The 3416-nt window shown below is 73.4% G+C and carries 3 protein-coding genes; all 3 read left to right on the top strand.

The genetic code is table 11. The features are described 5' to 3' along the window. The first annotated feature begins 354 nt into the window (after window positions 1–354). Entirely contained in the window at window positions 355–1977 is a 1623-nt protein-coding gene (eccB, locus tag L6E12_RS33535; protein ID WP_236231939.1) for a type VII secretion protein EccB, read from the top strand. A gap of 105 nt (window positions 1978–2082) precedes the next feature. Further along, window positions 2083–2397: a hypothetical protein gene (locus L6E12_RS33530; RefSeq protein WP_236231938.1), complete on the top strand. Its 315-nt coding sequence runs from the start codon at window positions 2083–2085 to the stop codon at window positions 2395–2397. A gap of 11 nt (window positions 2398–2408) precedes the next feature. After that, on the top strand, window positions 2409–3416 hold a 1008-nt coding region (locus L6E12_RS33525), incomplete at its 3' end, for a WXG100 family type VII secretion target (protein ID WP_236231937.1).

Genomic DNA, 3416 nt, shown 5'->3' with positions numbered 1-3416 from the left:
GCCCACCGGGTCCGCCGGGACCGCTCGGCCCACCGGGTCCGCCCGGGCCCCCGGGTCCGCCCGGGCCGCCGGGTCCGCCCGGGCCGCCGGGTCCCCCGGGTCCGCCCGGTCTGCCGGGGCCACCGCCCGGACCCCCGGGGCCGCCGGGGCGCGGCGGCTGTCCAGGCGGTGGCGTCCTGCCCTGTCGTGGCGGAGTGGTCACGGACATCCGATCGGTCTCTTCCCCTCATCGGTGCTGCTCGGCGCCTGCGCGGTCCCGGGTTTTCCACAGGTTGGCGCAAGACCCGCGTACGGCCGGAGCCGTACGGCTATCCTGCGGAACGGTACCGCGACGGGGAGAGCAGCAGGCCGAGAATGCCATCAACACCAACGACGAAGTCTCAGGTCCAGGCATACCGCTTCGTGCTGCGCCGGATGCAGTCCGCGCTCGTGCGCAAGGACGCGGTCATGCTGCACGACCCGATGCGCACGCACTCGCGGGCCACCATCGTCGGGGTCTGCATCGCCGCCATCATCTGCGTCGGGTTCCTCGTCGTCGGCCTGCTCAACCCGACCGGCAAGGCGCCGGAGAACACCGGCATCATCATCGGCAAGCCCTCCGGCGCGGTCTACGTGAAGTGGAAGGACCCGAACAAGGGCGACGTCCTGATCCCCACGTTCAACCTGGCCTCGGCCCGGCTGCTGATGCTCGCCCGCAGCTCCTCCGGCCAGAACCAGGCCCCGGGCAGCAACACCGACGCGGGCGGCGGCGGTCAGGTCGTGCAGCCCGAGGTGGTCCCGGACGACAAGCTCATCGGCCTCCCGCGCGAGCGCCTCACCGGCATCCAGGACGGCCCCCAGTTCCTCCCCGGCTCCGAGGCCGAGCGGATCAGCGCCAACTGGGCGGTCTGCGACGCCTACCAGAACGACCCCGCGCTCAAGCCGGGGGCGAACGAGGACAAGATCAAGACCAGCGTGATCGGCGGGGTCGCCGACCTCGGCCCCGAGCTGTCCGAGTCGGAGTCGCTGCTGGTCCGCGACCCCCGGGACAACAAGACCTACCTGGTCTACCGCAAGCCCGCCACGGCGAACGTCCCCAACGCCGACACGGTGCGCGCCGAGGTCGACACGACCAGCCGCAGCATCAAGGACGTGCTCAGCCTGGAGACCAGGAACAAGGGCACCGAGCGCAACATCACCCCCGGCCTGCTCAACGCCATCCCCCCGGTCGCGCCACTGAGCGCACCCACCATCCCCGGCGTGGGCGGTCGCACCGCGGACGGGTTCGAGGTGGGCTCGATCCTGGAGGTCGAGCGCGCCGGGCGGATCCTCGAGTACTACGTGGTCCTGCAGGACGGGGTCCAGCAGATCAAGCGGTCCACCGCCGACCTGATCCGCTTCACCACCAAGGCGGGCGGTGCCGAGATCCAGCAGGTCGGCCCGGCCGAACTGCCCGCCAAGAGCCCCAAGGGGGCGGTCACCGACTCGTCGTTCCCGGTGCAGGTGCCCGAGGTGCTCGACCCGATCAACTCCCCGGTCGCCTGCCTGGGCTGGGGCCTGGTCGGCGAGGGCCAGGACGCCGACCAGCAGACCAAGGTGCACGTCGGCAAGCGCTTGCCGATCGACCGGTTCAACGCCGACGGCGAGCCCGCCACCATCCCGATCACCAGCCCGGGCAGCGCGCAGATCCGGATCGACTCGTTCTACATGCCGCCGGGCAAGGCGGCGGTGGTGCGCGGGGCGACGAACCGGATGAACTTCCAGACCGGCCCGATCTACCTGATCTCCGACCGCGGCGTGAAGTACGGGGTGCCCGACGCCCGCAGCGCCCACGCCCTGGGCCTGGACAACCAGCTACCCGCCCCGGTGTCCATCATGCAGTTGCTGCCCGACGGCGCCTCGCTGAGCACCACCGACGTGCTCCAGACCTACGACACGGTGCCGGTCGAGCCGGGTCTGTTCCCGTCGGCCGCGGCCAACCCGGCGGGCGGGGGCTGACCGGACGCCCCGGCGGGCGGCTGATCGGTGGTCACGGGAACCGGGCGCCGACGACTACCGTCACACCGGTGAGCAACGCCCCGTGACCGAGGAGGTGCGCACCCGATGGCCACGATCAAGGTCGACCCCACCTGGGTGAGCCAGTACGCGTACAACGTCGGCGAGGCGGCCGAGGTCCTGGCCGAGGGCGCGGCCGTGCTGCGCACCGCGCCGCTCACCTCGGAGACCTTCGGCACCCTGGGCGACGCCGTCCGGGTCACCGAGTCCTACCTGCGCGCAGCCGAGGCGCTGCGCACCCAGCTCAGCCGGGGTGTCGAGGCGCTCAAGTCCGCCTCCACCAGCCTCACCCAGGTCGCCGAGAAGTACGAGTCCTCCGACGGCGACGGCGTCGCGTCCATCAACCGCAGCGGCCAGGCCTGAGAGGGGCGACCATGCGCACGCGAGAGCCCGCCGACGGCGCGGCAGGCCTGGCGGGCCTGTCCGCCGACCCCGCCTCGGGCGGGTGGCAGTCCCGCCCGATCAGCGCCGCCCTCGACGCCGGTGAGGCGGGCCTGTCCAGCGCCGTCCCCCCGGGCACCCGCGCCCAGCCGTCGCCGCTCGCCCCGGTCGCCACCCCCACCCCGCGCCCCAGCCAGGCCCAGGGCGGTCGTGACGGCGCGCAGATCCAGTCCGACCTCTCGGCATACCTGGACTTCCTGAGCGCGCTGTGCGCGGAACTGGGCATCCCCGACCCGGTCCAGGAGTACTTCGCCCCGGTCGTCGGCCGGTGGAGCGACATGCACGCCGAGGCCGACCGCTGGCGGGCGGTGGGCGCGGTGGCCGAGGTCGTCACCGAGGGCCTCACCCAGCCCCTCGGCGGCCTCGACGCCGCCTGGCAGGGCGCCGACGCCGAGTCCTTCATCGACTACGTCAACCGCGTCGGCCTCGCGGGCCACGACATGGCCGACGCCATGATCACCATGGGCGAGGTCCTCGACACCACCGCCGACGGCCTCCGCCAGGTCGTCGAGGACATGGCGGGCGTCCTGGTGGAGATGGCCGAGACCACGTCGCAGGCCATGTCCGGCCCGGTGCGGGGCGAGGAGCGCACCCGCCAGTACCTCGACCAGATGCGCCGCCCCACCCGCGAGCTGTTCGAGGCCACCCGCCAGGTCCTCGAAGCCCTGGTCAGGCTGTGCGAGGGCGTCGACGGCTCCCAGGTCTTCGACAAGATCACCATGGCGCACACCTTCCCCGAGGAGAACTGGGGCATCGCCGCCGAAGTCCCCCCGGTCGACGTCCCCGCGGCCGTCACCCCCGCCGCCGCGACCCCGGAGTCCCCTGGCGGCGGCGCGGGCCCGGGCAGCGGCGGCTTCGGCGGTGGCGGTGGTGGTTTCGGCGGCGGCGGCGCGGGCCTCGGCGGCGGCGCGGCCTCCCCGGCCACCCCGCTGAGCGCGGGC

Origin of the sequence: Actinokineospora sp. PR83, from assembly GCF_021056305.1 — a bacterium.
GTDB classification, from domain to species: Bacteria; Actinomycetota; Actinomycetes; order Mycobacteriales; family Pseudonocardiaceae; genus Actinokineospora; species Actinokineospora spheciospongiae.
Note: the sequence above shows the minus strand (reverse complement) of the source record. Positions and strands in the feature narration are given on the sequence as shown.